Genomic DNA, 24463 nt, shown 5'->3' with positions numbered 1-24463 from the left:
GAGTGAGGATGGGATATGTCAGACATCAGGATTTCATTTGAAGAAGTCAAAGAAAAGGCCAACCGCATACGCGCCCTCAACGACGCGCTGACACAGACGCTGCATCACATCAAGACAACCGTCCACGGTTTGGAGAGCCAATGGACCAGCGATGCGTCGGACGTTTTGCGTGTCAAGATCACCGCGATGCAGCCTCGTTTCGACGCGCACCGCGATGTTATTGAGTCATACGCGCGTTTTTTGGAGGGCGCTGTCTCACAGTATGCGACGCTGGAGCGCACCATCAGCAGCAACGCGGGGCAGTTCTTATAAGGACGTCGTCCGCGGGCTGTGTGCAGGCAGGTTTGGGGTCATTTGGAGGTGATTTTGCATGCCGGCCGATATTGTTTTGGCTGCCTCCCAGGTAAAGGCAGTCGGGGAACAAACCGATACCATTCGAGCGCTCAGAGACGAACTCGCCGCGTACAGCACAAAACTAAACGCCGCGTGGATCTCCTCCGAGATGAAGCCGATCAATCATATCATTGAAGCGCTGCAGTGTCAGTTCGACGACTTGGCCGGTCGGCTCGACATGCTGCAAATGACCATGCAAGACGGTGTCTCTCAATTGGTCGAACAGGAAATCTTGTGGTGACGTGACGGCAAAGACAACGTGCGCGGCGTGAAGCCGGAAGGACAAAGAGGGAGGGACCCATGTCGTACATACACATCCGTTTCTCCGATGTACAAAAAGCCAACGTCGATCTGTATATGATCTATCGCCGCCTGCAGATCATGGGGGACAGTTTGGAACTTTTGGCGCGCCAATTGCTCCCCGAACTTGCCTCCCGCGAGGACATTGCGGCCGGGTTTCAGAACATTCAGACCTCGCTGAACAGCATCTTGCTGAAAATCAACCGCCTGCACCACTTGACGGATATGGCGGTGTCGAGTTACGAACAGACGGAATCCGGCTTGCGCGAATACAGCGGCGCCGCCGCCCCCACAGAACCCGCCTCGGAGTGAGTCGATGATTTGAATCGCCCAGGAAGAAAAAGGAAGAAAATTTTGATTGACAAACTGAAAAACGCGGCGTATACTGTAAAGCGAATCTGCCAAAATGCGATGACAGGGCGCAAGCGGTCCGCGGGCGTGGCACAGAGAACTGCCGTTTGGTGAAAGGCAGCGCACAAATGCGGTCCTGCACTCCCCCTTGAGCAGTCAGCTGAACCCGCCGCTTTCGGGCGCGCGGCAGTAGGTGTGACCGGGTCTCCCGCCGTTATCATGGGAAGGCATTGTGGCGCGTGTCCTTTTGGGTTCGGCCCGTCACGATGCGTTGAGTGGGGACATTGTTCCAAACGAGAGTGGTACCGCGGAGATGTGACATCTTCGTCTCTTGTGACGCACAGGAGGCGAAGTTTTTTTGCCTCCAGACACTGATGGTTTAAGTGTCACGTGACTTTTGTCAGGAGGTTTTTCTATGAAAATCGCGTTTTCCACCCTGGCCTGCCCCAACTGGAGCTTTTCGGACGTCACCGCCGCCGCGAAGGATTTTGGCTTCGACGGCATTGAGATCCGCGGTTTGGGCGAAGACATCTTCGCCGTGCGCGCGCAACCCTTCTCCGAACGCGAGTTAGAATCCACCATCCGGCGGCTGGCCTCCCTGCGTCTGACCATCGCCTGTTTCTCCTCCCACGCCTGCCTAAAATTTGTGGACCGCCGGGCCGAAAACATCGAGATCGTCACGGAATACATCCTTCTGGCGAGCCGCCTTGGCACGCCCTTTGTGCGCATTTTGGCCGACCTGGACGCTCGGCCGGACGGCGCCGCGGTGGACGACGAGGTGGTTCTCTCGCAGCTGCAGGCCCTCGCCCCCATCGCCGCGGCACACGGCGTCACACTGCTGGTCGAGACGAACGGCGTCTACAGCGACACAGCCCGGCTGAGCGCTCTGCTTGAACGCGTGGCCCACGACGCGGTGGCCGCCCTCTGGGACATACACCACCCGTACCGCTTTGCGAACGAGACGCCGGAGCAGACGGTGCAAAACCTCGGAGCCTACATCAAGTACGTCCACGTGAAGGACTCCGTCGCGGAGGGCGGGGCGATCCGTTACCGCCTGATGGGCCAGGGCGACCTGCCTATCGACGAGATGATCGGCGCGCTGCGTTCTATCAACTACGACGGTTACATCTCGCTCGAGTGGGTCAAGCGCTGGGCAGACGACCTGGAGGACGCCGGCGTCGTCATTCCGCACTACGCGTACTACATGAGCCGCTACACCGAGACCACGAACGGGCACGAACGGCTCTTCAGCAACCGGGCAGGCACCGGTCACTTCATCTGGGAGAAGGAGACCCTCATCGATCTCACGTTCCCGCAGCTCCTCGACAGGGTCGTCGAGGAATTTCCCGACCAATACGCCTTCCGCTACACGGCCCTCGACTACACGCGGACCTACCGCGAGTTTCGGGACGATGTGGACCTCTTCGCCCGTTCGCTCCTTTCTCTGGGGGCGAAGCGGGGCGACAAAGTGGCCATCTGGGCCACAAATGTGCCGGCCTGGTACATCACCTTCTGGGCCGCCACCAAGATAGGCGCCATTTTGGTCACCGTCAACACCGCCTACAAGATCCACGAGGCGGAGTACCTGCTGCGCCAGTCCGACACGCACACCCTCGTCATGGTGGACGGCTTCAAGGACTCCGACTATCGGGGCATCATCCAGGAGCTTTGCCCGGAGCTCGCCGCCCACAAGGCGAGCGATCCACTGTACGCCAAGCGTCTCCCCTTCCTGCGCCGCATCATCACCGCCGACACCCCCCTGCCCGGCTGCCTCACCTGGGACGAGGCGCTGCAAGCCGCCGATCGGACGCCTCTTGAGACCGTATACCAGCGCATGGCGACGATCAGCCGCCACGACGTGTGCAACATGCAGTATACCTCCGGTACGACCGGGTTCCCCAAAGGCGTCATGCTGACCCACTACAACGTGGTAAACAACGGTAAAAACATCGGCGACCGTATGGACCTCTCCACAGCGGACCGGATGATGATCCATGTGCCAATGTTCCACTGTTTCGGTATGGTGCTGGCGATGACCGCCTCCGTGACACACGGCGTCACGCTGTGCCCGCAGCCCTATTTTTCGCCAAAGCAATCTCTCGACTGCATCACCCGGGAAAAGATCACGGCTTTCCACGGCGTGCCGACAATGTTCATCGCGATGCTGGAACACGAGGACTTCCCCAAAACGGATTTCTCTCATATGCGCACGGGCATCATGGCCGGCAGCCCCTGCCCCGTCAAGGTCATGCGGGACGTGGTTGACCGGATGCGCATGACGGAGATCACGAGTGTATTCGGGCAGACCGAATCCTCGCCCGGTTGCACGATGTCGAATTCTGACGACTCGATCGAGGTCAAGGTGAATACGGTCGGCGGGCCGCTGCCGGGCATCGAATGTAAGATTGTGGACCCCCAGACGGGGGCGGACCTGCCCGACGACGTGGACGGCGAATTTGTGGCCCGGGGCTACAACATCATGAAGGGCTACTACAAGATGCCAGCCGCCACCGCCGCCGCCATCGACGCCGACGGCTGGCTGCACACGGGCGACTTGGCCCGCCGCCGCCCGGACGGCAACTACAAGATCACCGGCCGCATCAAAGACATGATCATCCGCGGCGGCGAAAACATCTACCCGAAAGAGATCGAGGATTTCATCTACACCTACGAAAAGGTGAAGGATGTGCAGGTCATCGGCGTGCCGGACAAGCAGTACGGCGAGGAAATCATGGCCTGCGTCGTCCTGAAAGAGGGCGTCGAGGCCACCGAAGCGGAGATCCAAGAGTTCGTCCGCAGCCACATGGCCAGACACAAAACGCCGCGGTACGTGCGTTTTGTAAGCGATTTCCCGATGAACGCCGCAGGCAAAATTCTGAAGTACAAAATGGTCCAGGACGCCATCGAATTCCTGGGCCTCCAGGAGGCCAGCAAGATCGAAACGGCCTAAACGCCGAGAGAACAGACATGTCAACAGGAGGCGCTCATGCTCAAAGCCGTACTCTTTGACCTCGACGGGACCCTCTGCGACACGCTGCCCCTGTGTATCGAGGCCTTCCGGCAGTCCATTGCGCCGCTGGCCGGCCGGCCCATTTCGGACGCGGAGATCGTGGCCACCTTCGGACCTTCGGAGGAGGGCACGATCCTCGCTCTGATCCCGGAGCACTACGACCGGGGCGTTCGAGACTACCTGGCCTCCTATGAGGCGCTGCACGCGCGGTATCCCGCCCCCTTCGACGGGATCCGGTCTCTGCTCACCGACTTGAAGCACCGGGGATTCCTACTCGCTCTGGTGACCGGCAAAGGCCGTCAGAGCTGTCGGATCTCCCTGCGGCATCTGGACCTTGAGAGTGTTTTCGACATGGTGGAGACAGGCTCCCCCACCGGGGTACGAAAGACCGAAGGCATGTTGGCGGTCCTCACGCGCTTCGCGCTGCGGCCCGACGAGGCGGTGTACGTGGGCGACACCGCCCACGACGTGCTCTCGGCGCGCCGGGCTGGCATCCCGGCTCTCTCCGCCCTGTGGAGCAGCCTGCTCCAAGAGGCGGACGTCCTCGCGGCCAAACCGGACCGCGTGTTTTACTCCGTCGACGCGCTCCGTGCGTATCTTCTTTCCGCGCCAGCAGGTGCTGGCGCGGAAAGAAGAGTGCTGAGTGCTGAGTTCTGAGTTCTGAGTGGGGGAACCGGGAAACGGGGAACCTGTTTGATTTGCATTTTTTCCCGCGCTGTGTTATACTGCATTCATATGCCTCATCCGCCGCCCATACGAACACTCAACACTCAGAACTCAGCACTCAGCACTTAAAACATACCCATCGCCCATTATAGAAAGGATGAACACAGTATCACAACGTTTTCAGAACTGAATCTGTCGGGGGAGATCCTGCGTGCATTGCAGCGGCAGCGGCTGTCCGCCATGACCACCGTACAGGCCGAGGCCATCCCGGCGCTCCTCGACTGGAAGGACGTCATCGCCAAAGCTCCGACAGGCACCGGCAAGACCATCGCCTTCGCCATCCCCATCCTTGAGCACATCGACCCGGACGACAAATGCATCCAGGCACTGATTCTCTGTCCGACGCGGGAACTGACGCTGCAGATCTGTGACGAGATCCGCAAGCTCTCCTTGTACCTCCAGGGGATCCGCACCGTCGCCATCTACGGCGGCCAAAAGATCGACATCCAGATGAAGGCGCTGAAGCAGCACCCACAGATCGTCGTGGCCACGCCCGGCCGGCTCAAAGACCACCTCGACCGGCACACCATCCGGCTGGACTGCGTGCACACGGCCGTGCTGGACGAGGCCGACCGGATGCTCGACATGGGTTTTGTCCGGGACGTCACCCGCATTCTGGACCGGACGGAAAACCGCCGTCACTTGGCGCTCATGTCGGCCACCATCTCCCGCGAGGTCATGGATATCGCCTGGGTCTACCAGAAGGAAGACGCGGTGGAGATCCGCGTGCAGGACGTCGAAGACGACAAACCGCCCATCGAGCAGTACAGCATCGAGGTGCGGGGCAACAAGACGGACGACATGCTCCGCGTGATTCGCTCCAAACATTACCACAAAGTCATCATCTTCTGCAACACCAAACACCTGGTACACCGGCTGACCAAAAATCTGGTGGCGAAAGGCTGTCGGGCCGACTGCATCCACGGGGACATCCAGCAGAGCACGCGCGAACGTGTGATGGCCACCTTCCGCAAGGGCGGGATCGACATGCTCGTGGCCACCGATGTGGCGGCGCGCGGTCTTGATATCAGCGGTGTCGACGCCGTGTTCAATTACGACATCCCCAACGAAAACGAATATTACCTGCACCGCATCGGCCGCACGGGCCGGGCCAAGCAGCACGGGGTGTCCTACACCTTTTTCACACCCTTTGACGCCCCCCGGCTGAAGGAGATTGCCAAATACACAAAATCGCAGATGGTGCCCTTGTATTTCGACGACAGCAACGCCCTTGTCCCTAGGCCGGCCGCCGTATAGGCGTCGTTTTTCCCTTTGGGCGCTTTTTGACAACGCTGTGCCCAACGCCGCCTCCGGCCGCCGCGGTGAGAAATGTCCGTTTGCTCTTTCCCGTATGAGGTCGTAGACGTCTGAGACGTCCGCGGCCTTTTTGCTGTGCACCCGCCGGGCGCGCGCGGCATAGCATAATAGCGATAATGCCACATTCGGGCGCCTGCAAAGGTACCCCATCTGCGACATGGGAGGTAAGCGATATGGCCGATACATTTATCCCCGAGCCCACCACGGCGGCCAACAGCATCGGAGAGGCCGTGTGCATCCACACGAGCAAGATCTACGACGCCTGCAAAGACAAGGACTGTGTGGAAAACATCCGGCTTCACACCACCTGTGAGGTACAGGACATCATCGATCAGGCCGTCAACATCAAGTGCGGCCAAGCCAACTTGCTCTGGGTCTACGTCGATGTGGACCCCGTCCCGTTCAACAAGGGCTTTTACGCCGTGGACGTGAGATTCTTTTACCGCATTGCCGTGCATGTCTTCACCTGCATCGGAAAACCTGTCCTGGTGACGGGTCTCGGCACCTTCGACAAACGCGTCATCCTGTTTGGCAGCGAGGGCAACTCAAAGATTTACAGCTCCAAAATGATGCTGTGCTGCGCGGACGAGGAGACAGTCCGCTCGGCCAAAATGCCGACCGCCGTCTGCGAAGTGGTGGACCCCATACTGCTCGACGCCAAACTGGTGGACCCCAGCTGCCAGGCCGTGTCCTACCGCAGCACTCGGATATGCGACATCCCTCCGTTTATCTGTGGGTTCTTCGACGACGAATTGCTGGATCAAACCGGACGGCCGTTCATCTGCGTCACCCTGGGGCAGTTTTCCATCATTCGCCTGGAACGCGACAACCAGCTTGTTGTCCCGTGCTACGACTTCTGCATACCGGAAAAAGAATCCATTTGTTCCCTCGACGACTCCCCCTGTGAACTGTTTGAACGCATCCAATTTCCGGTGGATGAATTTTTCCCGCCGCACGCCAAAACCGCTTACAGACCGCAGGATATGCCCGTCTATCCATAGGTCAATTGCCGCGCCACCGCCGGCGCAGCTGATCGATATCGCCGACCTGTATTTGGCAATGGCGTCTTGTCCGGTATACGATACCGATAAGACGCCATTGCCGCACATCTTCAGAGAAAGAACCGTAGATTCTCAACAATTGACGATTTCGATAAAAATTCAATCTGAAGTTTCTGGAAGCGCGTCAATTTACATGACAAATAGAAATTTTATGCATAAAAATTTGCTTGATATATCGGGTATTTTTTTCAATAATATAAAAACATTCCCTTTTGTATGGAAATTTCAGTCTTCTCGAAAAGCCTGCGAACGCATCTGAATTGTGCAAATTATACATTCTTAGAATATCGACCGGACAAACATGGTTGCAATGTGAGGAACAAGCCGATATAATCTAAATATGTCTTAACTTGTCCGCGGCCGCTTCGAAGGGAATTTCAGTGGACTTTGAGAACTCTTTCCCCTTGTCCATGTACTGGAGGACTGGTACATTGAAGACGATATGCAGCTTGTCTACGCGCTTTGCCGGTCAGGATTTTGAGCTCGTCAAATGGCGCTTGATTTCCGAGGCCGTTTCCGTCTGTCATTTTACACTCGACTATGAGATGGACACGCTGACTTTTTCGCAGGAGTGCCTGGAAATGGTTCCGCTCCCTTCGGCCGAATGGACACCAGTCTCAAGCTTTTCCAATGTAATTTTTCCCGACGACCTCGACGTCTGGCTGGGCGCGCTACGCCGGTTCGAATCCGGGCAGACGGCGCGCATCTCCTGCGACTTCCGCCTCCCGGCGCACAAGGGCGGCCACCTGTGGGTGCGCTGCACCGGCGAGGGTCTGCATCTGCAAAACGGCAAGCCTCTGCTCCTGTGCGGCTCGGTGCGCAACATCACCGAGGAGCTCACGTCCGCCGCACAGGGCGAGATCGACAGCTACGCGCAGCTGTTCCGGCAGCAGTCCCTCATCGACCCGCTGACAGGCATGCCGAACCGCCTCTCCTTTTACAGCGACATGAAAGAACTGATGAGCCAGAGCATCCAGAGCACCATCATCATCATCGACATCAAAAATTTCAAAAATATCAACGATATGTACGGCCACTCGTTGGGCGACATGATCCTGACCGAGCTTGCCGCGCTGATGCGGGACAAGCTGCCTCAGCTCGCGCGGCTCTACCGCTTCGGCGGTGATGAATTCGCAGCGGTGTGGCCCTGGTCGCGCCGCGCCGCGGTGGACAAATTCGTCGAGGAGTTTTTGCGGATCTCCGAACAGCCGATTCATGTCTGCGGTCAGCGTGTGCGCTATTTTCTCTCCATCGGCGCCGCCTGTTTCCCGGACGACGGACGCAATGTGGACGAGCTGCTCAAATGCGCCGACGTCGCCCTCAGCAAAGCCAAGGCCAAGCTGTGGGACGGCTACTCCTATTTCACCATTGAGGACCGCAATACTTACATGCAGCAGCTGGAGCTGGATGTGCTGCTGCACCAGTCGGTGGAGAACAATTTTCACGGGTTTCAGGTGTTTTACCAGCCAATTGTCAGCGCCGAGAACCGGCAGTGCACCGGCGCCGAGGCACTGCTGCGCTGGCAGACGCCGGACGGCATCTACATCCCTCCGGCCCGCGTAGTCCCGCTGCTCGAAAAGTCCGGCCTCATCAGCCATGTGGGGCTGTGGGTGCTGGAGACGGCTGTGCGTCAGACCACGGCGTGGCTCCGCCTAAACGCCGACAAGAATTTCCTCATCAACGTGAACCTCTCGGCGCACCAGCTGCTCGACCGGATGCTTCCCGAACGGATCCTCTCCATCTTAGAGCGCTTCCAGCTCGCGCCGGGTAGCCTCTCGTTGGAGATCACGGAGAGTTCCGTCATCAACAACATGGGGGAGGCCTGCGAGATCCTGCAGTCCCTGCGGGACAGGGGCGTGCGGATCGCGCTCGACGACTTCGGCACGGGGTATTCGTCCCTCAGCCACTTACAGACGCTCCCGATTGACGAGATCAAAATCGACCGTTCTTTTCTGAAGGGCGTGGCCGACACCGGATATAACAAGTCCTTTGTGTCCACCATCGTGGAGTTGGCGCACAGCCTGCAGCGGGTGATCTGCGCCGAGGGCGTCGAAGAGCAGATGCAGTACCACGCCCTGCGCGACTTAAAAGTCGACAAATTGCAGGGTTTCCTATTTGGGCGGCCCACTTCTCCCGAGACCTTTCAGAAGTCTTTTGTCCCCTACTACTACGCCGGCAACGAGGGATACGTGAAAGATCTGTAACATTGTTTTTCCATATTTTGGTATTCAGGGGCGCGCGGCGCCCCTCTTGTGTGTGGGAGGACTTTTTATGGCGGCCATGTCGGAGCGGGCTCCAGCCAAGATCAACCTGACTCTGGATGTATTGGGGCGGCGCCCGGACGGTTTTCACGACCTGCGGACGCTGATGCAGTCTATTTCTCTCTGCGACAAACTCACGCTCACCCGGCGGGAGCAGCCCGGTCTCGGCATCACGTCGAACCTCCGTTTCCTGCCGACCGACCGGCGCAATCTGGTTCATACGGCGGCGGCGGCGTTCTTTGCCCGCAGCAGGCTCACGCCGCCCGGCCTCCACCTCCACCTAGAGAAGCACATCCCCGTGGGGTCCGGTATGGGCGGCGGCAGCGCGGACGCCGCGGCGGCGCTGCGGCTCCTCAACCGCTTCTTTCAGACCGGACTGTCCCACGACGACTTAGAAACGCTGGCGGCTCAGGTGGGCTCCGACGTGCCCTTCTGCGTGCGCGGCGGCACCCAGTTGGCCGAGGGGCGCGGCGAGCGGTTGCGCCCTGTCCCACCGTTGCCCGCATGCCACATCGTCCTGTGCAAACCGCTGTTCTCCCTTTCGACGGCCACGGTTTTCTCCCGGGTGTCCGCGGCCCGCCTCGCTTGGCGTCCGGACCATGACGGCGCGCTGCGGGCGCTGCAGGAGGGCGATTTGCGGGCACTGTCCCAGCGACTGTTCAACGTGCTCGAATCTTTGATCCCTCACGGGCGGCGGGAGATTGCGGACATCCGCAGCATCTTGCTCGACGCCGGCGCGCTGGGCACGCTGATGAGCGGCAGCGGCCCCACCGTGTACGGCCTGTTTTCTGACGCCGGCGCGGCGCACGCCGTCCACGAGGTCCTGCGCGCCCAGTACCCGGAGACCTTTTTGGCCCGTCCGCTGACCGCCCTGTCCGACGACGGCGCGCCGTGAAATCCATTCAAAGTCGTTGTATAAAAAACCCGCCGCCTGTCCATACTTTCAGAGAAAAACTGAGAGGACAGGGGGATTTTTTTATGAGACACCGCACACGGGCGCGCCCTTGGGAGATCGCGCTGGCTGTCGGCCTCGTGCTGGCCGTGACGACGGGGCATCTGCTGGATCGAGAGGCCGCGGCGCTGTCGGAGCATGTGCTGCGGCTGCATGTCGTGGCCCACACAGACGACCCGGCGGACCAGGCCGTGAAACTGAAAGTGCGGGACCGCGTACTCGCCTGCGCGGCGCCGCTGGTGGCCGGCGCGGCCGATCCGGAGGAGGCCGCCGCGCGGCTGCGAGTACATCTGCCCGCCCTGGAGGCGGAGGCGCGCGCCGTACTGCGCGCGGAGGGTTTCGATTTGCCAGCGCGCGCGGAGCTCACAGAGATGTTCTTTCCCACCAAAACATACCCCGGCTTTTCCCTGCCGGCCGGGTCTTACGACGCGCTGCGCGTCACTCTGGGCGACGGCAACGGTCAAAACTGGTGGTGCGTCGTCTTCCCGCCCTTGTGTCTCGCGGCCTCCGGCGAGACCGTCACACAAACCGCGCTGACGGGCGGGCTGACCCCGGCGCAAACGGATCTGATCACCGGCCGGGACGCATCCTGCGTGTTCAAATTCAAATGCCTCGAATGGTGGGCGGCCTGTCAGGCTTTTTTCTCCAATTAGGGAAATATTGGTTTCCCTACCCGTACGGGTAGGGAAAAGCTTCCAAACCTCATCTTGTTGTTCCCATTATATAGAATAAATGGGAAAATCTACCCATATGGGTAGTAGCATTGGGTGGTGGAGACGTGGTACACTGCGGGTGAGAGGTCTCTCCAGTACCGCGCGAGCGGAATTGTATGATGAGGTGAGTTTGGAACTTCCCATTCCGGAGAGGACTCTAAACAATTTACCCCACTACCCTTTCTCTTCTTCATTCTTCCACCCTTCAAATGCCGCAATTTGAAGGGTGGCCTTTTTTTGACGGCGCTGCGCGCCGTCTGGAGCCAATGCCGCCATTTGAAGGGTGGCCTTTTTGTTTTTTTCTTTTGGGGCTGGATTCTGGACGAAGAAAGCGTTATAATGGAAGGCACTATGACTCGGGCGGGTGGTGGTCCGGCCCTGCAGAGCAGGGCGGAAGGAGGTCCTATGCCTACGTTGAATGATCTGCGGGACGAGATCGACAAAATCGACGGCGCCCTGTTTGGGCTGTTTACATATCGTATGCATCTGTCTGCGGAGATAGCGCGCGTCAAGGCCATACTCGGCCAGCCGATCTTCGATCAAGAGCGGGAGGCCTTTTTGATGGAGGCCGCCGCGGCGCGGGTACCGCCCGAATTGGCCGAGGAGGCCCGTCTGCTCCAGGCCTGTCTGGGGCAGCTCTCCCGCGCCTACCAGCGCCGGGAGACGGGTCTGTCCGGCCACTGCGAACCGGCAAACTGACCCATCACGGCAAACAATTGTCCATTGTGCATTATCACAGGGGGAGAACTTATGAGAGAGGCTTTACAGCAGATCCGAAGCGAGGCGCTCACCGCGTTGGCGCAGGCCGGGGACTCGAAAGAACTGGAGGCTCTGCGTATCCGATTTTTAGGGAAAAAGAGCGCGCTCACGTCGCAGCTCGCGCGGCTCGGCAGCCTGTCTCCCGAGGAGCGGCCGGCGGTTGGGCAGCTTGCCAACGTCATTCGGCAGGAGATCGACGCCCTCCTCAAAACGCGGCTGGAAGAGTTGCAGCGGGCGCAGCTCTCCGAGCGCCTGCTGGCGGAGACTCTGGACGTCACCCTACCGGGGCAAGCGCCGCCGCTGGGCCGTGTCCACCCGATGACGCGCGTGCTGGACGACGTCAAGGACATCTTCCTCGGCATGGGATTTTGCGTGGTCGAGGGGCCGGAGGTAGAGACCGTCTGGCACTGTTTTACGGCGCTCAATACAGATGAGAACCACCCGGCACGGGACCGGCAAGACACCTTTTATATCGCGGACGACATCGTACTGCGCACCCAGACCTCGTCTGTACAGATCCGCCACATGCTGGTCAATCGCCCGCCGATCCGTATCATCTCGCCGGGCCGCGTGTACCGCAAAGATGAAGTGGACGCCACCCACTCGCCGATGTTCCATCAGATTGAGGGCCTTGTCGTGGACCGCGGCATCACGATGGGCCACCTGAGGCACACATTGGATACCCTGATGAAGGCCATCTACGGCCCCGGGACGCGCACGCGCCTCCGGCCGCACCACTTCCCCTACACCGAGCCCTCGGCGGAGGTGGATATCTGCTGCTACATGTGCCGCGGAGCCGGCTGCCGCGTCTGCAAGGGCGAGGGCTGGATTGAGCTGCTCGGCTGCGGCATGGTACACCCGAAGGTCCTGTCGCTCTGCGGCATCGACCCGGACGTCTATTCCGGTTTTGCCTTCGGCATCGGGCTGGAGCGCATCACGCTGGGCCGGTTCTCCATCGACGACATGCGGCTCCTGTTTGAAAACGACATGCGCTTTCTCGGGCAATTCTAAGGGTCCGTCAGGCGATTGACATTAGTACCTTGTTGCCGCGAAGCGGCAACAAAAAACAAGAATTTGGGTTGTGGGTTGCAGGTGCAACCCACATTAGGAGAAGGGAATGGATGCAGGATGAAACTTTCGCTGGAATGGCTGTCTGAATTTGTCGACACGGCCGTTTCGCCCAAGGAATACGCAGAGGCGATGACTCTCTCCGGCTCCAAAGTGGAGACGGTGGAGGAGCTCGGCGCCGAGATCCAACATGTGGTACTGGGGCGGGTGCTCTCCGTGACGCCGCACCCCGACGCCGATCGCCTCTCCATCTGCCAGGTGGACGTGGGCCGGGCAGCCCCGGTACAGATCGTGACCGGCGCCTCCAACGTGACGCCGGACGCCCTCGTACCCGTGGCCCTGGACGGGGCGCGGCTGCCGGGCGGAAAGGAGATCGGCACGGGCAAGCTGCGCGGCGTCGCCTCGGAGGGGATGCTCTGCAGCCTGTCGGAGTTGTCCCTGACACTGAACGACTTTCCTTACGCCCGGGAGGACGGCATCTTCCTGGTCGAGGAACCCGGGACGCCCGGGCAGGACATCCGGACGGTCCTGGGGCTGGCGGGATATGTCGTGGAATTTGAAATCACGAACAACCGGTCCGACTGTCTGAGCGTGATCGGTCTGGCGCGTGAGAGCGCCGCCGCCTTTGACAAACCGCTCTCCCTCCGCGACCCCGCCGTCGCGGGCGGCGGCGGCGACATCGGGGCGCTCCTGTCGGTGTTCGTCGAGGACGCCGCGCTCTGCCCGCGTTACACGGCGCGCATGGTGCGCGGCGTGAAGGTCGGCCCGTCGCCCCGCTGGTTGCGGGAGCGCCTGCGCGCCTCCGGCGTGCGCCCGATCAACAACATCGTGGACATCACAAACTATGTAATGCTGGAATACGGCCAGCCCATGCACGCGTTTGATTACGCCTGCCTGGAAAACGGCCGGCTCGTCGTGCGGCGCGCCCAGCCCGGGGAAACATTGGAGACGCTGGATGGCCGGGCCCGGGCGCTGGAGACCTCCATGCTGCTCATCGCCGACGCCGAGCGCCCGGTCGGCGTGGCCGGCGTCATGGGCGGCGCGAACAGTGAGATCACGAAGGAGACGCGCGACATCGTATTCGAATCCGCCAACTTCAATGGCCCCTCGGTGCGCCGCACCGCGCTGGCGCTCGGCATGCGTACGGACGCTTCGTCCCGCTTTGAGAAGGGCCTTGACCCCACGTCCACCATCTCCGCCGTCGACCGCGCCTGCGAGCTGGTCGAGCAGCTGGGCGCGGGTACGGTCTGCGACGGACGGATCGACGTTTGCCACGTGGACACGGCACCCCGCGTGCTGCCGCTTGACCCCAGCCGGATCAACGCCCTGCTGGGCACGCAGCTCTCCGCCGGCGAGATCGCCGCCTATCTGACCCGGCTCGGGTTTTCCGTGCAAGACAAAACGGTGACGGTGCCGTCCTGGCGTGCCGATGTGGAAGGCACGGCCGATCTGGCCGAGGAGGCGGCCCGGTTTTACGGTTACAACGCCATCACGCCGGCGCCGCTGCCCGGGGGATCGCTCGGCCTGCTCACCGAGAAGCAGCGTGGAGAACGCCTGACGCGATCGCTCTGCCGCGCCGCGGGGTACAGCGAGATTTTGACCTATTCGTTTGTCAGTCCGTCCTGGTTTGACAAGCTGGCCCTCCCGGCATCGGACGCGCGCCGCCGCTGTGTGAGGATCGAAAACCCGCTGGGAGAGGACACCGGCGTCATGCGCACCACCGCCCTCCCCTCCATGCTGGACGCGCTGGGGCGCAACGAGGCCGGCCGCAATAGGCAGGTGGCGTTCTTCGAGCTGGCGCAGACCTACCGGCCCGCCGACGCCGCTCTTCCGGAAGAGCGCCCCATCCTGACACTGGGCGCCTACGGAGACCGGGATTTCTTCGCGCTCAAAGGCGCGGTGGAGACAATTTTAGACGGTCTGCGGCTCCCGAACGTCTCCTTTGCGCGGGCCTGTGACCCCTCTTACCACCCGGGCCGCTGCGCCGAAGTACGCGCGGACGGCGTCACGCTGGGCGTATTGGGCGAGGTGCACCCGACGGTGGCGGAGGCCTTTGGCCTCTCTCAGCGAACCGTCGCGGCCGAGCTGGATTTTCTGACCATGCTCTCCGTACAAACGCAAGCGGAGACGTTCACCCCCCTGCCGCGCTTCCCCGCCGTCTCGCGCGACCTTGCCGTCGTGTGCGCCGCCGAGACGCCGGCGGCCGAACTTGCGGCGGTGATCCGCGGGAGCATCGGCGCGCTGCTGGTGGACTGCCGTGTCTTTGACGTCTACACCGGCAGCCAGATCCCTGCCGGGCAGAAGAGCGTAGCCTTCGCGCTGGCCCTGCGGGCCGGCGACAGGACACTGACCGACGAAGAGGCCGATGTGTTGCTGTGCCGCGCGCTCGACGCGCTGCAGACTGCCTTTGGGGTCTCTCTGCGGCACTGAGGAATAAGAAACTGCTAAACAACAACTCGCGAATGCTTGTTTGTCGGGCGCCCGGGCGTCGACCTCCAAAAAAAAACCTTTACAAAACGGAAACAACTGTTGTACGATAGACAAAAGAAAGTATGCGGACCGGGTGGCCGGATCGCGGGCGGACGATGGAAAGGGGCGACTGGTTTGGACGACAACACACGCAAATTCACCGTTGTGGACGACCTCGCAAAGGAGATGAAAATAACCCTGACCACCGTGTACAACGCTCTGCAGGAAAAGGGATATAATCCCATCAACCAGATCGTGGGGTATCTTCTGTCAGAGGACCCCACCTACATCACAAATCACTTGGGCGCCCGCAGCCTCATCCGCAAGATCGATAGAGATGAATTGCTGCAGGAGCTTGTGAAGCACTACCTCGACTGAATGGTTCAGAAAAAACCCTCCTGTCATTTGGCGCGGACTCCCTGAGGCGCCGCTTCCGCGCGCAACCGCCTCTCCACACCCCCGACGTTTTGTGGAGGGGCATTTGTTGAACGGAACATAAAATACAAACACCCATAGGCTGTGATGGCATGGATTTCTCCTCTCTGCGGCTCATCGTCCTGGCTGGACATTACGGTAGCGGCAAGACGCACCTCGCCGTCAATCTGGCGCTCCGGTGGCGCGCGGTCCGCGCCCCGGTGGCGCTGGCGGACCTGGACATCGTAAACCCTTACTACCGGGCCAAGGACGCGTCCGCCTGGCTGCGCGAGGCGGACGTCCGCCTGATCTCCTCGGCCTTTGCCGGTTCCAACCTGGACGCTCCTGCCGTTCCCCCCGAGATGGGGCAGATTTTCGACGACGACACGTTGTGCGCCGTCGTCGACGTGGGCGGCGACGACCGGGGTGCGCTGGCGCTTGGCCGTTACGCCGGCCGGATCGCCGCGCTGCAGGACCGAGCCGTGTTGTGGGTCGTCAACCCCTACCGCCCGCTCACGGGTCACACCGACGACGCCCTCGCCGTCATGAAGGAGATCGAGGCGGCCGGTCATATATGCTTCACCGGAATTGTGAACAACGCAAATCTCGGCCCGGAGACGACGCCGGAGGATGTGACCGCCTCCCTGCCCTATGCCGAGACGCTCGCGCGGGAGACCGGCCTGCCCATCGTCCTGACCGCCGTGCGGGCGGACTTGCTGCCCGCGGTGGCGGATCTCGTGCCAAACCCCTTTCCGCTGCACATCTTTCACAAACCCGAGTGGGTGCTATAAAATTTTGGATGCCATGTCCTGGCAAACTGCGCGCCGGATGGCCCCCGGCGCGTTTTATATATGATGTTGGGAAAAGAAGGAGGAAAACGATGTCAAAGGTGACGTTTGACGCCGACCGCTGCAAGGGGTGTTCTCTGTGCGTGTCGGCCTGTCCCAAAAAGATTCTGGCCCTCTCCGAGCACACGCTCAACGCGCGGGGCTTTCACCCTGCCGTGATCGTGGACCAGGACGCCTGCATTGCCTGCGCGTTCTGCGCGATGATGTGCCCGGACACGGTCATCACAGTAGAAAAGTGAGGGGGAGAATATGACGGAAAAAGTATTGATGAAAGGCAACGAAGCCATTGCGGAAGCGGCGATTCAGGCGGGCTGCCGTTTCTTTTTCGGGTATCCCATCACGCCACAGACGGAAGTCGCGGCCTACATGGCCCGCCGCATGCCGAAAGTGGACGGTCTGTATCTTCAGGCGGAGAGTGAAATCGCCGCCATCAACATGGTCATCGGCGCGTCGGCGGCCGGCCGGCGGGTCATGACGTCCAGCTCGAGCCCCGGCATCGCGCTGAAAAGCGAGGGACTCTCTTACCTGGCCGGCTGCGACCTGCCGGCCGTGATCATCAACATCCAGCGCGGGGGGCCGGGCCTCGGCGGTATCCAGCCCTCCCAGGCGGACTACTTCCATGCCACGCGCAGCACAGGCCACGGCGACTTCCACCTGATCGTATTGGCGCCAGGCTCCGTGCAGGAGATGGTCGACCTCACCCACGCCGCCTTTGATCTGGCCGACCGTCACCGCATGACCGCCATGATCCTGGCCGACGGCATTCTGGGTCAGATGATGGAACCCGTCTCTCTCTCGAAGCCGGACGCCGCAGACCTGCCGCCCAAAGACTGGGCCACCACAGGCACCGGCGGCGCGCGGCCTCACAACATCGTCAACTCTCTGTTCCTTCAGCCGGAGGAACTGGAGCGGACCAACCTTGAGCGTTATGACCGCTACGCGCGCATCGAGACCCATGAGACCCGCTATGAGGCCTTCATGCTGAGCGACGCCGAGATTGTGATCGCCGCCTACGGCGCATGCGCACGCATCGCCAAAAATGCGATTCTGGCCGCCCGGTCGCGCGGGATCCGCGCCGGCCTTTTGCGCCCCATCACGCTCTGGCCGTTCCCCAAAAAGGCCTTCGCCGCTGCAGCCGACACCGCACGCGCCTTTGTGACGGTGGAGATGAGCATGGGTCAAATGATCGAGGATGTGGAACTGGCCATCCGCTGCCGCCGACCCGTCGCCCTCTGCAAGCGCGTGGGCGGCATGGTGCCGACGCCCGAAGAAATCCTGGCCAAAATCGAAGAAATCGCGGGAGGTGTGCGGTGATGCAAACTGTGTTTGAGAAAACCCCCGGCCTGACGGACGCCATTTTACACTACTGCCCAGGCTGTACGCACGGCATCATCCACCGCCTGGTGGCCGAGACGCTCGATGAGCTGGACACAACCGGCCGCACGGTGGGCGTCGCGCCGGTGGGTTGCGCCGTAATGGCCTACAACTACTTCGCCTGCGACATGGTACAGGCGGCCCACGGCCGTGCGCCGGCCGTGGCGACGGGTCTCAAACGCGCCCGTCCGGACTGCGTCGTCTTCACCTATCAGGGAGACGGCGACCTGGCCGCCATCGGCACCGCCGAAACCATCCACGCCGCCGCACGCGGGGAAAACATCACCGTCATCTTTGTAAACAACGCCATCTACGGCATGACAGGCGGGCAGATGGCGCCCACGACGATCCCCGGGCAGGTCACACAGACCTCCCCATACGGCCGCGACGTGTCGGTAGCCGGTTACCCGCTGCGCATCTGCGAGATCCTCGCCTCCGTCGACGGCGTGGCTTACGCCGAGAGGGTGTCCGTCGACAGCGTGAAAAACGTGCGGGCGGCCAAGAAGGCCATACGCCGCGCCTTCGAGACCCAATTGGCGGGGCGCGGTTTCTCCCTTGTTGAGGTGCTGTCGACCTGCCCCACAAACTGGGGCCTAGACCCCGTGCAGGCGCTCTCTTGGCTGCGCGAGAACATGATCCCCTACTACCCGCCGGGCGTATACAAGGACAAAGAGAGAGACGCGGCGGCCGGGGAGGTGAGCGGCGATGCATGAGCGGATCCTCATCGCCGGCTTCGGCGGGCAGGGCATTCTGTTTGCCGGCAAGTTCCTGGTCTACGCCAACATGCTGACCGGCAAGGAGGTCTCTTGGCTCCCCTCCTACGGCCCGGAGATGCGCGGCGGCACGGCCAACTGCAGCGTCATTTTGAGTGACACGCCCATCGGATCTCCCATTGTCGACACCCCCGACATCCTGATCGCGATGAACCTGCCCTCGCTGGACAAATTCGAGGGGGCCACGGCGCCCGGCGGCCGGATCTTCGTGGACAGTGCGCTGATCACGCGCCGGGTCGCGCGGGAGGACGTCACCAGCGTCTACATCCCCGCCACGCAGCTGGCGGACACACACGGTCTGCCCGGACTCGCCAACATGGTTATGTTGGGCAAGGTCATCGCCGACTGCGGCCTGTGCCGGCCGGAGGATCTCCCGGTCGCGATGGGCAAGGTGGTGCCCGAGCGCAAACGGGCTCTGTTTGACAAAAACATCCAGGCTTTGCAGGTGGGCGCCGCCTTTCCCGGCTGAAGAACCACCGTTTTTTGCAAAAACTACCCCCGCCCTCGGGGGTAGTTTTTTCCTCTTTTGGCGTCATTCACCGGCCCACGTTGGCCATTTAAGGTGGGTTTTTGCCTCCTTTTGTCACTTATGTGGAAATTCATTTTAAAAAGTTGTATCTTTTTTACCAATCGGGCTTGAAAAATTCAACTGAATAATTTATAATATAAGTGGGTGAATGTCAAGAGAGAAATAGAAAAAGATTATTTTCTTCTGCCTACCCCCATACCTACCCTATCTTATTGTCCGCATGCGGTGGCGGCGACAAGATGTCGAACGCAGTACGGGGTCCGGGCGCCTGCGGTCCCGGGCCGGTTAAATTGTTTTGTTTGGAGGAGTACGGAATACGAAGAGCTGGGAGGAAGGGTCATGTTTTCTGTGGGAGACAAGATTGTCCACCCGATGCACGGCGCGGGGGTCGTGGACAATATCATCAGCCAAAAAGTGGATGGTATCTACAGGCAATATTACGTGATCAAGATGCCGCTGGGCGGCATGCTTGTGATGATTCCTATCAACAACAGTGACGAAATTGGTGTGCGTCCCGTGATCGACTCGGAGAGCGCCGAAGAGATCATCGAGTCGATGTCCGGCATCGAGATCGACATGACGCAAAACTGGAACCGCCGCTACCGTGAGAACATGCTTCGCATCAAGAGCGGCGATCTCATGGAAGTGGCCAAAGTGGTCAAGGGCCTCATGTCGCGGGAGCGGCAGCGCGGCCTTTCCACCGGCGAGCGCAAGATGCTGCACGCAGCCAAGCAGATCTTGATTTCGGAGATCGTGCTCGCGCAGAGCGTCAGCTACGAAGACGTGGAGCGGCGTATCAACACCGCCATGGCTTGACGCCGCGCGTCCTCTCTTTCCTTGAAGAATTGTTTAACAGTTCCTCAGTTGTAAAGAAGCCTCGGACCGAGGCTTCTTTTTGTCAACAGGTCCATGCAGGTATGGAAATTATTGTATATTTTATCGTGAAACGGATCGATGGCATGAACAGACAAAAACAGGCGCGGCGCCCGCACTGTGCCGCAGTGGTGCCGGCGGCCGGGCGTTCGCGCCGCATGGGAGAAACGGACAAGCTTCTTTATGAGGCGGCGGGCGCTCCCCTGCTCGTCCACACGCTGCGCGCTCTGGAAGCTTGCCCCGACATCGACGAGGTGGTCGTCGCCGCACGCCCGGACGCCCTTGAAACAATCAGCGCGTTCGTTTTGCGTTTTGGCCTGTCGAAGGTGCGCCACATCGTACACGGCGGCGACAGCCGCGCGCACTCCGTACTAAACGGACTCCTGGCGGTCTCTCCGTCTGCGGCGCTCGCGGCCGTCCACGACGGCGCGCGGCCGCTGGCGACGCCGGCTCTCATCTCAAGGACCGTCAGACTGGCCGCCAAGACCGGCGCGGCGGCGCCCGCCGTGCCGCCCAAGGACACGGTTAAGGAGGTGCACCTGTCCCGGGTGCTCTCCACGCCCGACCGTTCCGGCCTGATGCTCGTGCAGACTCCTCAGGTGTTCGACATCGGCCTCATCAAAGGCGCGCTGACACGGGCGCTGCGCGAGGGCTGGGAGATCACGGATGATTGCGCCGCCCTTGAGCGGATGGGCATGAGCGTGTGCCTCTCCGAGGGCTCTTATGAAAACATCAAAGTGACGACGCCCGAGGATCTGATCATCTGTGAGGCCCTGCTGACCCGCCGGGCCCGGGCGCCGGAGGGAGGTGCACCATGAGGATCGGGCACGGCTATGACGCACACCGCCTGACGGCCGGGCGGCCGCTCGTACTGGGCGGCGTAGAGATCGAATCCCCCCTGGGCCTTGAGGGCCATTCGGACGCCGACGTGCTCTGCCACGCCGTGATGGACGCGCTCCTGGGCGCGGCGGGGCTCGAGGACATTGGGCACTGGTTCCCAAACACCGACCCGGCCTACCGGGGGGCGTGCAGCCTCGACCTTTTGCGGCGTGTCTCGGAGATGCTGACGGCGCGCGGCTTTGCCGTCGGCAACGTCGACGTCACGGTGGTGGCGCAGCGCCCGGCGCTCGCCCCCCACCGGGCGGCGATGCGGCGCAACCTCGCGCGCGCGCTGGGATGCGACCCCGATCAGATCGGCATCAAGGCCACGACGGAGGAAGGGATGGGTTTCACAGGAGCCGGCGAGGGCATCGCCGCCCACGCCGTCGCCCTCCTGTTCGACACGAAAAATCAGGGTATATCCTCATACCAATCAAGCATTTGATGCTCCAACAAGGATTGAAAGAATAAGTGTTCCCGTATGTGCGCATGAGCGACGGCCTCCAGCGCCCAATCCGAAATGTTGCCCTTATCACCGAAGGTAGTGGCTTTTTGCGGGAACGGTTTGCCAATGGCAATGGCCAGACGTGCCAGCATAGTGGCCGCTTGCTCCCGTGTCAACGACATGTAGGTGGCAAACTTGCCTGGACTGGTGCCGTTGACTACGCCGATGTATGCCGCCTTTTCCACATTGATGTCGTTGGTATCGTCAAATTCACTGCGTCCGGTAATTTCCGTATCGATGATGGTTTCGTAGAGCGTGACGACCAGCGCGCAGAACTCGGCACGGGTGGTGATTTTGGTATATTTGAATTGTATGTCCTGCGGGACGAAATTCAGATCCGGTTTTATCAATATATCCATTATCCTGCCGATTAACCGCATGCCGTTCCGCAAGGGGTTGTTCCGAAAGCGTCAGCGGAAATGGTATTCAGTGACGGGCTATAGAAACAAATCCGGACGTCTATTGGAAAAAGATAGACGTCCGGATTTGTGGCATTTGGGGGTAATTCCCGCGACGCCGCAATCGGCTTGATTGTGAAGGGTTGTCTTGGCATCACGCGAACCCTCAGTCTTTAAATATGTTTTTCACCGTCAACGTCTCTTGTATGAGAAAGCCATCTTGCAAGTCTTCGCTTATAAGGTCGCTGCATCCCGCAAGAAGGGCACTTGCAACAATCTGGCTGTCCCAATACGACACAGACATTGTTTCACGTAACTCCGAGGCACGCAATACGGATTCCTTTGTGAATCCGACAACCTCGCAAATACTGAACAGATTGTCGATGATTTCTCGCAGCTCTCTTTCGCATTTTCCCAATTTTCTCAGCACGCGCATCGTTTCATTGACAACCTGATACGATATTACTGGCGCGGAATCAAGAATGGCGCTGTCAATGAATTTACGAGCGATGGAGTCTCGCTTGTCCCCTGTCTCGGCAAGAGCGTATACCCAAACATTGCTGTCTATAAAAACCCTATTCGTCATAGCACTCATCTCTGTTAAATTGATAACCATCTGGTAGTTTGACAGGATGCGCATCGGCGCTCTCAAACAACCTCCGAACGGCTTCCTGTCGATTGACCGCACGCTGTTCCGAAAGTGTCAGCTGAAAGGGTATCCCGCGCGACCTTACAATTTGCCGCGCAAAAATACTGACAGCAACGGAAATGCTAAGGCCGAGTTCTCCAAGGATTTTGTCTGTTTGCTCACGGAGTTCATCGTCTATACGTATGCTGATTTGCGCCACAATGATCACCTCTTTATTACAGTGTATACCAAATCCATTGCAATGTCAACAGGTAATTCCGATGATTTTACACTGTCCCGGGCGATGACGGGCTATAGAAACAAATCCGGACGTCTATCGAAAAGAGATAGACGTCCGGATCTTTTAGTATTTTTGTCAATTTTCTCGGCGCCAGCCGCTTTTACATAGCGTCACAATCGGCCTGATTGTGATCGGCGCCTTGCGGCGTTTAGTACTCTGTTATCGCCGCCAGCGAAATTTGAGCTACGTTGGCCTCGCTTGCCACACGTTCAAAACGAATCACGTTGGTATTATCCGAATTCAACGTTAAAACCAGTTCAAGCTCAGCGATGCCGGAATAATTACTCCAGCCGCCCGTTTTATTGAAAGAAACACTGCCCGCATTCTCTCCATTTACCAATACTTTATAGCTTCCCGGATTGTTATTGGTGGCATAATAGAGCTTCAGCAGGTATTTATCTCCCGGTTTGCCGCCTATGACGTTTTTCCATTGGAAAAATGAAGAAGCCTGATCAATATACCCCAATTCGTATCCAGAAGGCGACGCGGTGTTTGTAGTAAGGCGTACTCCTCCGCCGAATTCCGCATTCGCCGCGCTGTAGATTGTCTCTTCACGCTGACTTAAAGGCAAGCCCTGTGCGGCGGCAAGGGGTACGTAACCATTGTCCCAAATGTAGACGCTAGCGGTATAGCCCTTTTGGAGCACGATTCCGGCGATGGCGTTCGTTAAGCGCTCAGATTCATGAATTTCAAGATTCAAGATTTTACTGTCAATGACGGCAAGCCGTCCGTCAGCGTCATAAATGGCCAGTGTAATCACGCACTGCTGTTCCTTTTCCTGATAGTTTTCCAGCAGCGTACCAACTGAAACTGTTTTCGCAGAGTCGCCTGTTATGAGCGCCTCGTCTGTCGCAGCGAAAAATCCTGATTTTGAAGAACTCGACATCACAAGCGTCCTCACACTCGTCACGGTTACGCCTCCGCGTTCATAAGACGCGACAAGGCGCAGCGAGTCGCCGTTTTCCAGACCTGGCGACGTCAGCCTCAAGTGAAAGACATCCCTGTTCACGTCGCTCTGATTGGCCGAGCCCGCCTCGCGGACGCTGTACTGTTTTGTCTCCGAGTAAAGGACATCACCGTCGTCGCCGTAAACGGCAAGCGTTACGGGCAAATCGACGATATCCTCATTGAGATCATTGATCAGTGAAACGGATATAGGTTTACTTTCGCCCCATTCGAGCCTTATCGTATCGCCGTATTGCTCAATGATTATGCCAAGCGGCGCGAACGCACTTGTGAACCACTGCTTGACTCCGGGACGGATAACCGGTACCGTCAGGTCGGGACTTAAGACGTCGCTTGTGGCGCCGCTTTGGCCGGGCTTTGAATAGCCAAGCCCACAGAATTGCTGGATACCGGCATAGAATCGGCTGGCACGCCAGAATTCCGTGGCCTGGGCCGTGGCCATCGGATAGTATGCGAGCCTTTCCGCGTTTGTCGCGTTCGGCATAAGCCTGTCATAGGCATACTTTTTGACAGTTTTGAGCCATTTGACAGCGTTTACAAATAAATCCGGACGTCTATCAAAAAAGATAGACGTCCGGATTTTTGGCATTTCTTG

At 59.7% G+C, this 24463-nt stretch carries 26 protein-coding genes; 22 read left to right on the top strand and 4 right to left on the bottom strand.

Annotated elements, in window-relative coordinates:
- The first annotated feature begins 15 nt into the window (after nt 1-15).
- From LBK75_06665 to ispF, 22 genes are all read left to right on the top strand, one after another.
- Nucleotides 16-312, top strand: coding sequence for a pore-forming ESAT-6 family protein (locus LBK75_06665; GenBank protein MDR1157976.1), 297 nt, complete (start codon nt 16-18; stop codon nt 310-312).
- Nucleotides 313-370: 58 nt separating this feature from the next.
- Nucleotides 371-634, top strand: a complete 264-nt coding sequence (locus LBK75_06660; protein ID MDR1157975.1) for a hypothetical protein — start codon at nt 371-373, stop codon at nt 632-634.
- A 59-nt stretch (nt 635-693) separates the two neighbouring features.
- Nucleotides 694-1005 (top strand): hypothetical protein, encoded by a 312-nt coding sequence (locus LBK75_06655; GenBank protein ID MDR1157974.1) that lies wholly within the window; start codon nt 694-696, stop codon nt 1003-1005.
- Nucleotides 1006-1459: 454 nt separating this feature from the next.
- On the top strand, nt 1460-3994 hold the full coding sequence (locus tag LBK75_06650) for an AMP-binding protein (protein MDR1157973.1): 2535 nt from the start codon (nt 1460-1462) through the stop codon (nt 3992-3994).
- A gap of 36 nt (nt 3995-4030) precedes the next feature.
- Nucleotides 4031-4711 (top strand): HAD family hydrolase, encoded by a 681-nt coding sequence (locus tag LBK75_06645; protein MDR1157972.1) that lies wholly within the window; start codon nt 4031-4033, stop codon nt 4709-4711.
- A 225-nt stretch (nt 4712-4936) separates the two neighbouring features.
- Complete coding sequence (locus LBK75_06640) at nt 4937-6037, top strand: DEAD/DEAH box helicase (GenBank protein ID MDR1157971.1); 1101 nt, start codon at nt 4937-4939, stop codon at nt 6035-6037.
- Nucleotides 6038-6270: 233 nt separating this feature from the next.
- Nucleotides 6271-7098, top strand: a complete 828-nt coding sequence (locus LBK75_06635; protein MDR1157970.1) for a hypothetical protein — start codon at nt 6271-6273, stop codon at nt 7096-7098.
- A 491-nt stretch (nt 7099-7589) separates the two neighbouring features.
- Nucleotides 7590-9362 carry a GGDEF and EAL domain-containing protein gene (locus LBK75_06630; protein ID MDR1157969.1) on the top strand — a complete coding sequence of 591 codons (1773 nt, stop codon included), beginning with the start codon at nt 7590-7592 and terminating at the stop codon, nt 9360-9362.
- A 67-nt stretch (nt 9363-9429) separates the two neighbouring features.
- Nucleotides 9430-10314 (top strand): 4-(cytidine 5'-diphospho)-2-C-methyl-D-erythritol kinase, encoded by an 885-nt coding sequence (gene ispE / locus LBK75_06625; protein MDR1157968.1) that lies wholly within the window; start codon nt 9430-9432, stop codon nt 10312-10314.
- A gap of 83 nt (nt 10315-10397) precedes the next feature.
- The gene (locus LBK75_06620) at nt 10398-11024 is read left to right on the top strand and encodes a stage II sporulation protein R (GenBank protein ID MDR1157967.1); all 627 of its coding nucleotides are present in this window, start codon (nt 10398-10400) and stop codon (nt 11022-11024) included.
- Nucleotides 11025-11489: 465 nt separating this feature from the next.
- Nucleotides 11490-11783: a chorismate mutase gene (locus tag LBK75_06615; protein ID MDR1157966.1), complete on the top strand. Its 294-nt coding sequence runs from the start codon at nt 11490-11492 to the stop codon at nt 11781-11783.
- A 51-nt stretch (nt 11784-11834) separates the two neighbouring features.
- Nucleotides 11835-12854, top strand: a complete 1020-nt coding sequence (gene pheS, locus LBK75_06610; GenBank protein ID MDR1157965.1) for a phenylalanine--tRNA ligase subunit alpha — start codon at nt 11835-11837, stop codon at nt 12852-12854.
- 117 nt (nt 12855-12971) lie between these two features.
- Nucleotides 12972-15341: a phenylalanine--tRNA ligase subunit beta gene (gene pheT / locus LBK75_06605; protein MDR1157964.1), complete on the top strand. Its 2370-nt coding sequence runs from the start codon at nt 12972-12974 to the stop codon at nt 15339-15341.
- Between the two features lie 174 nt (nt 15342-15515).
- On the top strand, nt 15516-15758 hold the full coding sequence (locus LBK75_06600) for an IreB family regulatory phosphoprotein (protein ID MDR1157963.1): 243 nt from the start codon (nt 15516-15518) through the stop codon (nt 15756-15758).
- 149 nt (nt 15759-15907) lie between these two features.
- Entirely contained in the window at nt 15908-16585 is a 678-nt protein-coding gene (locus tag LBK75_06595) for a hypothetical protein (GenBank protein MDR1157962.1), read from the top strand.
- An 89-nt stretch (nt 16586-16674) separates the two neighbouring features.
- Entirely contained in the window at nt 16675-16881 is a 207-nt protein-coding gene (locus tag LBK75_06590) for a 4Fe-4S dicluster domain-containing protein (protein MDR1157961.1), read from the top strand.
- Between the two features lie 10 nt (nt 16882-16891).
- Entirely contained in the window at nt 16892-17956 is a 1065-nt protein-coding gene (gene vorB / locus LBK75_06585) for a 3-methyl-2-oxobutanoate dehydrogenase subunit VorB (protein ID MDR1157960.1), read from the top strand.
- On the top strand, nt 17956-18729 hold the full coding sequence (locus LBK75_06580; protein ID MDR1157959.1) for a 2-oxoglutarate oxidoreductase: 774 nt from the start codon (nt 17956-17958) through the stop codon (nt 18727-18729). Before vorB ends, LBK75_06580 begins: the two co-directional genes overlap by 1 nt.
- Nucleotides 18722-19258, top strand: a complete 537-nt coding sequence (locus LBK75_06575; GenBank protein ID MDR1157958.1) for a 2-oxoacid:acceptor oxidoreductase family protein — start codon at nt 18722-18724, stop codon at nt 19256-19258. The genes LBK75_06580 and LBK75_06575 overlap by 8 nt, the downstream gene beginning before the upstream one ends.
- Nucleotides 19259-19657: 399 nt before the next feature.
- A complete protein-coding gene (locus LBK75_06570; protein MDR1157957.1) occupies nt 19658-20134 on the top strand; it encodes a CarD family transcriptional regulator in 477 nt (158 codons plus the stop codon).
- A 143-nt stretch (nt 20135-20277) separates the two neighbouring features.
- Nucleotides 20278-21009, top strand: a complete 732-nt coding sequence (gene ispD / locus LBK75_06565; GenBank protein MDR1157956.1) for a 2-C-methyl-D-erythritol 4-phosphate cytidylyltransferase — start codon at nt 20278-20280, stop codon at nt 21007-21009.
- Nucleotides 21006-21515 carry a 2-C-methyl-D-erythritol 2,4-cyclodiphosphate synthase gene (gene ispF / locus LBK75_06560; GenBank protein ID MDR1157955.1) on the top strand — a complete coding sequence of 170 codons (510 nt, stop codon included), beginning with the start codon at nt 21006-21008 and terminating at the stop codon, nt 21513-21515. The genes ispD and ispF overlap by 4 nt, the downstream gene beginning before the upstream one ends.
- On the opposite strand, the gene LBK75_06555 is transcribed toward ispF, so the two are convergent.
- From LBK75_06555 to LBK75_06540, 4 genes are all read right to left on the bottom strand, one after another.
- Nucleotides 21482-21925: an S-layer homology domain-containing protein gene (locus tag LBK75_06555; protein MDR1157954.1), complete on the bottom strand. Its 444-nt coding sequence runs from the start codon at nt 21923-21925 to the stop codon at nt 21482-21484. The two genes, ispF and LBK75_06555, sit on opposite strands and share 34 nt — an antisense overlap.
- 214 nt (nt 21926-22139) lie before the next feature.
- Complete coding sequence (locus tag LBK75_06550; GenBank protein ID MDR1157953.1) at nt 22140-22559, bottom strand: PIN domain-containing protein; 420 nt, start codon at nt 22557-22559, stop codon at nt 22140-22142.
- On the bottom strand, nt 22549-22821 hold the full coding sequence (locus LBK75_06545) for a type II toxin-antitoxin system RelB/DinJ family antitoxin (protein MDR1157952.1): 273 nt from the start codon (nt 22819-22821) through the stop codon (nt 22549-22551). Before LBK75_06545 ends, LBK75_06550 begins: the two co-directional genes overlap by 11 nt.
- 229 nt (nt 22822-23050) lie before the next feature.
- Nucleotides 23051-24457 carry a hypothetical protein gene (locus LBK75_06540; protein MDR1157951.1) on the bottom strand — a complete coding sequence of 469 codons (1407 nt, stop codon included), beginning with the start codon at nt 24455-24457 and terminating at the stop codon, nt 23051-23053.
- Nucleotides 24458-24463 lie beyond the last annotated feature (6 nt).

Source organism: Oscillospiraceae bacterium, from assembly GCA_031265355.1.
Taxonomy (GTDB): domain Bacteria; phylum Bacillota; class Clostridia; order Oscillospirales; family UBA929; genus JAIRTA01.
This window is presented reverse-complemented; position numbering and strand designations above follow the sequence as displayed.

What these genes read in the sequence shown, in the direction of transcription:
- LBK75_06660 (MDR1157975.1), top strand. Translation starts at nt 371, where the DNA reads ATGCCGGCCGATATTGTTTTGGCTGCCTCCCAGGTAAAGGCAGTCGGG.
- LBK75_06580 (MDR1157959.1), top strand. Translation starts at nt 17,956, where the DNA reads ATGCAAACTGTGTTTGAGAAAACCCCCGGCCTGACGGACGCCATTTTA.
- LBK75_06635 (MDR1157970.1), top strand. Translation starts at nt 6,271, where the DNA reads ATGGCCGATACATTTATCCCCGAGCCCACCACGGCGGCCAACAGCATC.
- LBK75_06540 (MDR1157951.1), bottom strand. Translation starts at nt 24,457, where the DNA reads ATGCCAAAAATCCGGACGTCTATCTTTTTTGATAGACGTCCGGATTTA.
- ispE (MDR1157968.1), top strand. Translation starts at nt 9,430, where the DNA reads ATGGCGGCCATGTCGGAGCGGGCTCCAGCCAAGATCAACCTGACTCTG.
- LBK75_06595 (MDR1157962.1), top strand. Translation starts at nt 15,908, where the DNA reads ATGGATTTCTCCTCTCTGCGGCTCATCGTCCTGGCTGGACATTACGGT.
- LBK75_06615 (MDR1157966.1), top strand. Translation starts at nt 11,490, where the DNA reads ATGCCTACGTTGAATGATCTGCGGGACGAGATCGACAAAATCGACGGC.
- LBK75_06550 (MDR1157953.1), bottom strand. Translation starts at nt 22,559, where the DNA reads ATGACGAATAGGGTTTTTATAGACAGCAATGTTTGGGTATACGCTCTT.
- LBK75_06655 (MDR1157974.1), top strand. Translation starts at nt 694, where the DNA reads ATGTCGTACATACACATCCGTTTCTCCGATGTACAAAAAGCCAACGTC.
- LBK75_06575 (MDR1157958.1), top strand. Translation starts at nt 18,722, where the DNA reads ATGCATGAGCGGATCCTCATCGCCGGCTTCGGCGGGCAGGGCATTCTG.
- ispF (MDR1157955.1), top strand. Translation starts at nt 21,006, where the DNA reads ATGAGGATCGGGCACGGCTATGACGCACACCGCCTGACGGCCGGGCGG.
- LBK75_06590 (MDR1157961.1), top strand. Translation starts at nt 16,675, where the DNA reads ATGTCAAAGGTGACGTTTGACGCCGACCGCTGCAAGGGGTGTTCTCTG.
- LBK75_06570 (MDR1157957.1), top strand. Translation starts at nt 19,658, where the DNA reads ATGTTTTCTGTGGGAGACAAGATTGTCCACCCGATGCACGGCGCGGGG.
- LBK75_06645 (MDR1157972.1), top strand. Translation starts at nt 4,031, where the DNA reads ATGCTCAAAGCCGTACTCTTTGACCTCGACGGGACCCTCTGCGACACG.
- LBK75_06650 (MDR1157973.1), top strand. Translation starts at nt 1,460, where the DNA reads ATGAAAATCGCGTTTTCCACCCTGGCCTGCCCCAACTGGAGCTTTTCG.
- pheT (MDR1157964.1), top strand. Translation starts at nt 12,972, where the DNA reads ATGAAACTTTCGCTGGAATGGCTGTCTGAATTTGTCGACACGGCCGTT.
- LBK75_06665 (MDR1157976.1), top strand. Translation starts at nt 16, where the DNA reads ATGTCAGACATCAGGATTTCATTTGAAGAAGTCAAAGAAAAGGCCAAC.
- pheS (MDR1157965.1), top strand. Translation starts at nt 11,835, where the DNA reads ATGAGAGAGGCTTTACAGCAGATCCGAAGCGAGGCGCTCACCGCGTTG.
- vorB (MDR1157960.1), top strand. Translation starts at nt 16,892, where the DNA reads ATGACGGAAAAAGTATTGATGAAAGGCAACGAAGCCATTGCGGAAGCG.
- LBK75_06620 (MDR1157967.1), top strand. Translation starts at nt 10,398, where the DNA reads ATGAGACACCGCACACGGGCGCGCCCTTGGGAGATCGCGCTGGCTGTC.
- ispD (MDR1157956.1), top strand. Translation starts at nt 20,278, where the DNA reads ATGAACAGACAAAAACAGGCGCGGCGCCCGCACTGTGCCGCAGTGGTG.